The following is an 8487-nucleotide window of genomic DNA, read 5'->3' on the forward strand; positions in this document are numbered from 1 at the left end:
GGCGGGGCGGCGGGCTCACGAACCACGGGGGCGGTGTCCGGTACCCGGCCGCCGCCCCCTTCGCGGTCCGCCTAGCCGGCCTTGATGCTGTGCCCGCCGAAGCCGCTGCGCCGGTCGGAGCCCTTGTTCTGGTCCTGCCACCACACGTCGAACTCGCTCTGGCCCATGGCCGACCAGTCGGGTGTGTTCTCGACCTGCGCACTGCCCATCCGGCGGGCCAGTGCGACCATGGCCGCCCCGACCGGGCCGCGCCCCTCGTCGTAGGTCGCCAGGACCTCCTTCCAGCTGTCCCCGGCCACCCAGGCGGCTTCGAGGGCGGTCGCGTCCTGGAGCGCCTTCACACTGCCGCCGCCTATGTGCGGCCGGGCGACACTGGCGGCGTCACCGACGAGCAGCATCCGGCCGGAGGTGTAGTGCGGCACCTCGAGGTCGTAGATGGGCTGGATGAAAGTGGTCTCGGCGGGGGTGCGGAGCACCCTTGCCGCCCAGTACGGCGGGAAGTTGTCGGCCACCAGGGCGCGCAGGTGCGCGGTGAGCTCGGAGTTGAGGCGGCCCGGCGGGAGGGAGGTCGGGGTCCGCAGGTCGGGGTGGAGGCCGTCGGTCCGGGGCGGGGCCGTGTAGAGGACCCAGTTGAGCAGGTGGCCGCCCGTGCCGTCCGGGATGCGGTAGATCATGCAGTGGCCGCCGGGGAAGACGATGTTGTGCGCGTCGTGGCCGTCCGAGGGGAGGTCCGCGACGTCCGACGACGTACCGCGCCAGCCGATGTATCCGGCGTACGTCGCGTCCGCGCCGGGGAACATCGCCTCGCGGACCACGGAACGGTATCCGTCCGCCCCGATCACGACGTCGAAGCGCTCCTGGTGCCCGTCCGCGAGCCGCAGCGTGACACCGTCCGCCTCCGGCTCCACGCCGGTGACCACCGCGCCGGACCGGTAGGTGACCTCCTCGGGCACACGGCGGCGCAGCTCGCTCCACAGGGAGCCCCAGCTGTACGCGCGGAAGGGGAACGGCTGCTCGCCGATGGCCCGCCCGTGGTCCGCCTCGCCGTCGCGCGCGCTCCACACCCGCCGGGTCAGCGGTGCCCAGGGCATCTCGGGAGCGACGTACCCGGCGTCCCTCAGCTCGTCGTACCGGTCGCTGTGAAGGGCTATCCCCACTCCCCTGTCGCGGAGTCGGGCGTCGGCCCGCTCGAACACGGTGATCCGTTCGGCTCCGCCGCGCGACGCGGCCAGGGCCGCGGCGCACCCCGCTATGCTGCCGCCGACCACGGCGATACTGCCTCCACGCATGACTGGGACTCCACTCACTCGGAATTACGGTCGCCGGTTCGCGGGGGCTGCTACCGCGACGGAGTCACCCGTCGGAAACCACCCCGGATCAGGAGCCGTTGGCCCGCCGCCTGTGGTCAGGACCTGGGCGGAATCCTATCGAGGAGCGCCCGGAGGGCAGCACACCTGGTGACGCCCCTCACTCCGAACGGCCTCACGACGCGGCGGCGTCGCCGGAGCCGGGCCGCGGAAGGCGGCGCGCCCGGGTGCCGGAGCACGGACCGAGCGGAATAGTCCACAGAGGTCACGTCATCCTCCACACCGCGCGCTCTAGCCTCGCCGTATTGCCGGCCGCGCGGCACCGGTGACACCCGTACACATGCTCTCTCCAGCAACCCCACGGACGGAGAACCACCATGCGCAGGACGAGCGCACGGCACACCCTCACGATCGCCGCGACGACGACCGCTGTCGCGCTGGCACTGACCGGGGCCACCGCCGCCAACGGCTCCCCGGCACCGCAGGACAGCCCCCGGGCCGTCGCTGCCGCGGGACCGGTCGGCTTCGGCGCCGGTACCACCGGCGGCGCGGGCGGCAGCACCGTCACCGTCACGAACGCGTCCCAGCTGACAGACGCGCTGAAGCGCGGCGAAGCCCTGGTGATCCGTGTCAACGGCACCATCCAGCTCAGCAGCATGACCAAGGTGACGGCGAACAAGACCGTGGTCGGGGTCGGCACCGCCGGCCGGATCACGGGCAGCGGGCTGAACGTCAGCAAGGTCAACAACGTGATCATCCAGAACCTCTCCTTCAGCGGGTCCAACGACGACGCCATCAACGTCGAGTACTCCACGAAGGTCTGGATCGACCACAACAGCATCTCCGGTGCCAAGGACGGCGCCATCGACATCAAGCGGGCGTCCACGAACGTCACGGTGTCGTGGAACCGCACGTTCAGCCAGGACAAGAACATGCTCCTGGGCCACGACGACGGCAACGGCTCCGAGGACATCGGCAAGCTCAAGGTCACCTACGACCACAACTGGTTCGACGGCACGAAGCAGCGCAACCCCAGGGTCCGCTTCGGGAACCCGGTGCACGTGCTGAACAACTACTTCAGCAACATCGGCTCCTACGGGGTCGCGTCGACGGAGGACGCGGGTGTCCTCGTCGAGGGCAACTACTTCGAGAACGTCAAGGACACCTTCCACCTGGGCGAGGCCGACTCGGGCCCCGGCAAACTGGTGGCGAAGAACAACCACTTCGTCAACTCCACGGCCGGCCAGACCGGCGGCAGCGTGGCCGCCATCCCCTACAGCTACTCCGTCGAGAGCGCCTCGGCGGTGAAGGGGAGTGTGACCTCCGGCGCGGGCGTCGGCAAGATCTGACCGACGCGGCTTCCCACCCCGGCGCCCGGCCACCACCGGGCCCGGGTCCGGGCCGGGGCAGGACCGGTGAACAGGCTCGTCACCGGTCTTGCCCCGGCCCTTTGCCTCGTCTACGTTTCCCGGACCGGCCACGGACGCGCGGCCGGCGGCGGACGGGCTCTTCCCGGTGAGGGAGGCACCTGCATGGACGGGCTGGACAGGCGAGTGACGGGCGGCGCCCCGGACGGGTCCGACCGGGGAGTACCACCCGCGTCCGAAGAACCGGACCGGCGGCGCCCGACCGGGGCGCGTCCGACGATCGGGCTCGTCACGGCGAACATCCACCTGGGGGTCGGCGCCACCCTCTGGTCCGGTGCTCTCGGTGCGGCGGAACGCAATGACGTGAATCTCGTCTGCTTCCCGGGCGGACCGCTGCGCCACGGCGACGTTCCGCGCAGCGCGCTGTACGAACTGGTCGGTCCGGCACGGTTGGACGGCATCGTGTGCTGGAGTTCCACGCTGGGCCTGCCGGCATCCGGCGAGCGCGCGGAGCGTCTGATGCGGCGGCTTGCCTGCCTGCCGGCGGTGAGTCTCAACCAGCCTCTGAGCGGCCTGGAGGAGACCCTCAGCGTCGACTCCTACGCGGGGATGCGGGAAGCCGTCGGGCATCTGGTGGAACTCCACGGACACAGCCGACTGGCCTGCATCCGGGGCCCGTTGGCCAACCCCGTCTCCCAGGAGCGGTACCGCGCCTTCACCACGGCACTGGGACGGTACCGCGTCGCGCACGACCGCTCCCTCACCTGCGCGGCCGTCGACTTCGCGGCGGGCGCCGGAGCGTCCGCGATGCGCGTCCTGGTCGAGGCCAGGGGCTTCGTGCCGGGCGTCGACTTCGACGCGGTGATCGCCTGTAGCGACGTGCTGGCGGCGGACGCCCTGCGCTTCCTGACCGCGCGCGGTGTACGGGTCCCGGAGGAGGTCGCGGTCATCGGCTTCAACGACTCGCCGGAAGCGCTCCTGTCCGACCCGCCGCTGACCTCGGTCGCGCTGCCGTTCGCGGAGCTGGGCGCCCTCGCGGTGGACAGCCTCGTGGCCCGGCTGTGCGGCTCGCACCCGCCGGCCCGTACGGCGGTGCCGGGGACCCTGGTCGTCCGACGGTCCTGCGGCTGCCACTCGCCCCTGGTGTCCCACGGGCGCACCGCCACCGGTGCGTCCATCACGTCCGGGGTCCGGCCCGCGGCGTCGGAACTCTTCGCACCGCTGCCGCGCGCGGCGACCCGGCTCGCCGCCGCCTTCCGCGCCGACACCGCGCTCGACCCACCGGTACCCGTCGGCCCCGGCCCGGCTCGGGCCCCGGCCGACGCCACGAGGGGCACGGTCGCGTCCGAGGAGGGGCCCCGCGGCGGCCCGGCCGCGCCCGCCTCCTCCGCGCCGCCCCCGGTACCGGACCCGTGCCGTGCCACCGGGAGCCCGGACGAGGCACTCGACGAGGCCGCGGCCGGAGAGTTCCTGCCCCTGCTGGAGAGCCTGCTGAGCTCCCACGTGCACACGCCGCGGGACGTGGCCGCCTGGGACGCGGCGCTCGTGCGGATCCGCCGCCCCGTCCTCGCCTCCCTGCCGCTACCGTGCGGCGAGCTCGGAGAACTGCTGTTCGGGCGGGCCCGGTTGATGGTGGCCGAGAAGGCACACCGGCTGCTCGAGTACGAGCGCTGGGAACAGATAAGCCAGTCCCAGCGATTACGGGAGCTGGGGACGGCGCTGACGACCGTCGTGGACGTGGAAGGCCTCACCGACGTACTGGAACGCCAGACGGTCACCGCGCGGATGCCCGGGTGCCGCCTCGTGCTCTACGACGAGGCGGGCCGACGTACGGACCGTACGGTCCCCGGTCTGGCCCGGGTGCAGCTCGCGCAGGACGAGCGCCTCGCGCGCGGACGTACCGGCGGCACCGACACGGCCTACCCTGCGGCGCTGCTCCTGCCCGACGCCCTCATGCCGGACGCCCGGCGTTTCACCCTCGTCCTGGAACCTCTGCACCTGGGTGACGACCACCTCGGCTTCGCCGTGTTCGACGCCGGGGCCGTGCGGGAGGCCGAGCACGCGGGAGCCCTGTTCCGCGCGCTCGGCGACCAGATCAGCGCGACCCTCAAGGGCATTCGCCTCTTCGACGAGGTACGGCGCGCGCGGGACGCGGCCGAGCAGGCCAGCCGCTTCAAGACCCGACTGCTCGACCATGTCACCCACGAACTGCGCACCCCCGTCGAGTCCCTCCTGCGGCACACCGGGGTACAACCGCGCGAATCGCTCACGCTCGTGCGCCGCGACGCCACGCAACTGCTCTCCCTGATCGACAACCTGCTCGACCTCTCCCGGTCCGAGGCGGACGATCTGGACCTGAACCGCCGCCTCCAGGACCCGGCGCCACTGCTCGCCCGGGCGTTCCTGGCCGCGAGCGCCACCCGGCGCGCGGGTCCGAGCTGGGAGATCACCCTGCCCGACCGGCTGCCCGTCGTCCCGGTCGACGACGCCCGGCTCGGCCGGATCATCGCCAACCTCCTGTCCGCCGCGGCCTCCCACGCGGGCGCCGACGGCCGAGTGACACTCGATGCCGAGGCCGCTCCCGCGTCGGTCCGAACCAGCGTCAGCTCCGTCCGTGCCACCGTCGCCCGAGCCCGTACCTTGCGGGAACCGGCAGTCCCGCCCGTCACCGCCGCCGATGGGGCGGTTCAGAAGGATCCGAGGGCGGACCCCGATGGTTTTGGACCGGCCGGCGCAGACTCGGACACCGCCCGCGACCCCGCTGGAGCGGCGGGACCGTCCTCCGTCGGCCCGCGCGCAGCGGAGATCGGCCTGGCGACGGCTCACCGGCTGGCGATGCTGCACGGGGGCTCCCTCACCACCGACCTGGGCCCCGGCCGGCTGCGGCTCGTCCTGGACCTGCCCCTGCCCACGCCCGGTGGGGGCCCGCCGGCCGCCTCCGGACGGGGGGAGACCGCTGTGGTGGTCACGCCCCGGTGCCCGGTCCCCGAGCTGAACGGCCTCGTCGAACGCCACGGTCTGCGGCTGCGCCGGCTGGCCGCGGGCGCCGACATCGACTCCCTCGTCGAGGAACTGGCCCCGGCAGCCGTCGCCTGGGACGCGTCCGGCGCCGGTCCCGAGGAGTGGCCCGGCGTGCAGCATCTGCACGACCATCCCCGGCTGCGGCACACCCCGTTCCTCCTCTACGGCGCCGAGGGACAGGACCTGTCCCGAACCCTGCGCTCCCTGCGCCCCGGCACACTGCGGGGGCCCGTCATCGCCGCCACCGGGTCGGAGCGGTCACGCAAGGACTGCGTCCGGCTGATGTCGGCCGCGCTCCCCGACCACCCCCTGCGGATCGCGCCGGACGGCACGACCGCCCTGGCCCTCGTCGCGGAGGAACCGCCCGCGCTGGTCATCGTGGAGCGGACCCTGCCCGACATGTACGCGTTCGACGTCATCGATCACATCCACGGCGCGGGACCCGCCCCATGTCCCGTCGTCGTGCTGAGCGACCGCGGCTTCGGTACGGCCGACGCGCGCCGCGCCAAGCCGCATTCCACCCTGCTGCTCGACCACGCCGTCCTCGGCCCGGAGGGGACAACCGCGCTGCTGCGGATGGTGACGGGTCGTTCGCCCTTCCCAGCACGCTCCCGCGCCCCGGTCAACACGGCGCTGGTCTTCCTCTACGAGCACTACCGGCATCGCGTCTCCCGCTGGCAGATCGCCGAGGCCGCCGGGATCAGCGCCGACCATCTGAGCAGGCTCTTCCACCAGCAGTACGGGCTGACCGTGTGGGACTACCTCACCCGGTTGAGGGTCCAGCGGGCGGCTGAGCGGCTGCTGCAGAGCGGGGACAGCATCCACGCGGTCGCCCGGTCGGTCGGGTTCCACGACCGCTCCTACTTCAGCCGGGTGTTCCGCAAGGTCACGGGGGAACCCCCTCATGTCTTCCGCACCCAGCACCCGGCCGAGACCGGAAGTGCGACCGGGAAGGTGCCGCAGTGACGTCGGCGCACACCGCTCGCCCGGTGTCGGCAGACACCGGGCGAGATGTCACGGAGCGTCAGCAGCTGAGGTCGCTGCCGGGATCGACTCCGAGAATTCCGGCGAAGCTCTCGTAGAGATCGACGCGGCTCTGGACCTGACCCGGATTTCCGCCGTTGCATTCCAGGCTGCCGTTGATCGCGCGAATGGTCTCGCCGAATCCGGCGCTGTTCACCATGGCGTCGTGGGGCGTCATTGTGCCGGGACCGGACTGGGTGTTCCAGTACCAGAGTCCGGTTTTCCAGGCGACCGCCGAGTCATTCTGGACGAGGTCGGGATTGTTCAGCAGGTCGATTCCGAGAGCGTCGCCCGCAGCCTTGTAATTGAAGTTCCAGCTGAGCTGCACGGGGCCGCGGCCGTAGTACTTGTCGTTCCCGGCCGGGCAGCCGTAGGGCTGCGTCGCGTCGCAGTAGTGCGGGTAGTTCGCCTCGTTCTGCTCCACGATGTGGACGAGCCCGCCGGTCTCGTGGCTCACGTTGGCGAGGAACGCGGCGGCCTCCTGCTTGCGCACGGTGTCGCTTCCGGTTCCGGTGAAGCCCGGGTAGGCGCTGAGCGCGGCGGTCAGGCCGTCGTAGCTGTAGAAGGAGTTCCGGCTGGGGAACATCGAGTCGAACTGCGTCTGGCTGACGACGAAGTCGTCCGCCACCGCGGGCTCCGCCTGGGCGGTGGGCCCGAGGGCGACGACGGACAGCGTCAGCACGGAGGCGGCTGCGGTCAGCAGCCCGATCAGGCGGGAACGCATGGATCACTCCTTGGTCCGGCCGCCGCCGCACCATGGGCAGCGGCCTGGGTATCAAGCGGGAGGAAGGCGCCGCGAGGCGATACGCCTGGGCCGCACCGGGTGCACCTCGTGCGCCCGGACACGGATCGCGACCGGGAAGCCCCCGGCGCGGCGGCCGGCGCACGGCCGCCGCTAGCACCCAGGGGCTCCCGCCCCGGCCCCGCGGTGGATGTCGCGGAGGCCGGGGCGGCGTCGGTCAGCTCACGTTGACGTCGATGCAGGCGTAGAACGCCTGCGGGGTGTCGGCGACGTTCCAGACCGCGAGCACCTTCTGCTGGCCCTTCAGGCCGCCGAAGTCGACTTGGTGGCTGACGGTGGCACCCGGCTGCGCCCCTCCGTCGTCGAACTCGGCGATCTTCTGTCCACCCGCGAAGTACTGCCATGTGCTGGTTGAGTGACGTGCCGTCAGCTGCCACTGGAAGGTGGTGGAGGAGGAGACCGGGGTCACCGCCCAGCCCTTGGAGTCGTCGTCGAGATCGGCGAAGCGGGTGTTGCCGCCGCTGCACGAGGTGAGCCCCTTCGGTCCCTCCACCGACTGCGGCTCGTAGGTGATGTCACCGCAGCTCACGGTTCCGGCCGCACACTGGGCCTGCCGGCTCGGCGGGTTGGAGATATAGCCGTGGGCGCTGGCCGTTCCGACCGGGAGACTGAACGCGATTGCGGGGGCGAGGACGGCTCCGACGACTGCGGTGCGCTTCTTGATGCCGCGCATGGGAACTCCTTCACTTCTGCCGGTTACGCACGCCCGGATTCGTGGGGGAATCCAGGGCGCGCCTTCCGGTACCTGGTGTGGGGACCTGGAAGTGCAAGGCCGATGGGAATTCCCCGCCTTCGCGCAGGGCCAACTGGCTCCCGTCAGGGAGGAATTCACCACTTGGCCTAGACCATACAGGCCGTCACGTTCACGTCAAGGGGAATGCGGAATGCGCCCCTCCCCCGCTCGCGGCAGACGGCCGTCCCCACGCCCGCGGACGTGCGCGCCCGGCCCGGTGCGCCGGAAGCCGTG

5 protein-coding genes are annotated in these 8487 nt (G+C 71.9%); 2 read left to right on the forward strand and 3 right to left on the reverse strand.

Features of this window, described 5'->3' with window-relative positions:
• Window positions 1–71: 71 nt before the first annotated feature.
• A complete protein-coding gene (locus tag AB0I83_RS18135) occupies window positions 72–1289 on the reverse strand; it encodes an FAD-dependent monooxygenase (protein ID WP_356530802.1) in 1218 nt (405 codons plus the stop codon).
• Window positions 1290–1684: 395 nt separating this feature from the next.
• Here AB0I83_RS18135 and AB0I83_RS18140 point away from each other — a divergent pair, with 395 nt between their 5' ends.
• Window positions 1685–2656, forward strand: coding sequence for a pectate lyase (locus tag AB0I83_RS18140; protein WP_363305262.1), 972 nt, complete (start codon window positions 1685–1687; stop codon window positions 2654–2656).
• Between the two features lie 183 nt (window positions 2657–2839).
• The gene (locus tag AB0I83_RS18145) at window positions 2840–6661 is read left to right on the forward strand and encodes a substrate-binding domain-containing protein (RefSeq protein WP_363305263.1); all 3822 of its coding nucleotides are present in this window, start codon (window positions 2840–2842) and stop codon (window positions 6659–6661) included.
• Window positions 6662–6719: 58 nt separating this feature from the next.
• On the opposite strand, the gene AB0I83_RS18150 is transcribed toward AB0I83_RS18145, so the two are convergent.
• Window positions 6720–7442 (reverse strand): chitinase, encoded by a 723-nt coding sequence (locus AB0I83_RS18150; protein ID WP_363305264.1) that lies wholly within the window; start codon window positions 7440–7442, stop codon window positions 6720–6722.
• 235 nt (window positions 7443–7677) lie between these two features.
• Complete coding sequence (locus AB0I83_RS18155; RefSeq protein WP_356530797.1) at window positions 7678–8193, reverse strand: lytic polysaccharide monooxygenase auxiliary activity family 9 protein; 516 nt, start codon at window positions 8191–8193, stop codon at window positions 7678–7680.
• Window positions 8194–8487 lie beyond the last annotated feature (294 nt).

This window comes from Streptomyces sp. NPDC049970 (assembly GCF_040660235.1).
In the GTDB taxonomy this organism is placed as follows: domain Bacteria; phylum Actinomycetota; class Actinomycetes; order Streptomycetales; family Streptomycetaceae; genus Streptomyces.

Bases quoted from the DNA above. Each gene is read 5' to 3' on its own strand.
- AB0I83_RS18135 (WP_356530802.1), bottom strand. From the start codon at position 1,289: ATGCGTGGAGGCAGTATCGCCGTGGTCGGCGGCAGCATAGCGGGGTGC.
- AB0I83_RS18150 (WP_363305264.1), bottom strand. From the start codon at position 7,442: ATGCGTTCCCGCCTGATCGGGCTGCTGACCGCAGCCGCCTCCGTGCTG.
- AB0I83_RS18145 (WP_363305263.1), top strand. From the start codon at position 2,840: ATGGACGGGCTGGACAGGCGAGTGACGGGCGGCGCCCCGGACGGGTCC.
- AB0I83_RS18140 (WP_363305262.1), top strand. From the start codon at position 1,685: ATGCGCAGGACGAGCGCACGGCACACCCTCACGATCGCCGCGACGACG.
- AB0I83_RS18155 (WP_356530797.1), bottom strand. From the start codon at position 8,193: ATGCGCGGCATCAAGAAGCGCACCGCAGTCGTCGGAGCCGTCCTCGCC.